Annotated in this window: 1 protein-coding gene; it reads left to right on the forward strand. The window is 60.5% G+C overall.

Annotation, left to right across the window (positions count from 1 at the left end):
* Window positions 1–501: proton-conducting transporter transmembrane domain-containing protein (locus tag ACI79E_RS22445; protein ID WP_456934790.1), on the forward strand; the 501-nt coding region annotated here is incomplete at both ends.

The following is a 501-nucleotide window of genomic DNA, read 5'->3' on the forward strand; positions in this document are numbered from 1 at the left end:
GGTGATTGTGGTGATCGCAGCCTGGGAAGTGATTACCGAACGCGTCGCGCAGTACATGGCCGCGTTCCTGATCCTGTCGGGTCTGATGATCGGCGTGTTCGCTTCGCTCGACGGCATGCTGTTCTATGTGTTCTTCGAAGCCACGCTGATCCCGATGTACATCATCATCGGCGTGTGGGGCGGCCCGAACCGCGTGTACGCAGCGTTCAAGTTCTTCCTGTACACGCTGCTGGGCTCGCTGCTGACGCTGGTTGCGCTGCTGTACCTGTACTTCCACAGCGGTACGTTCGAGATCCTGCAGTGGCATCAGGTCAAGCTGTCGATGAACGAGCAGATCCTGATCTTCATCGCGTTCTTCATGGCCTTTGCCGTGAAGGTGCCGATGTGGCCGGTGCACACCTGGCTGCCGGACGCCCACGTGGAAGCGCCGACCGGCGGTTCCGTGGTGCTGGCTGCCATCATGCTGAAGCTCGGCGCCTACGGTTTCCTGCGGTTCTCGCT

Source organism: Geodermatophilus sp. SYSU D00079 (genome assembly GCF_054050635.1).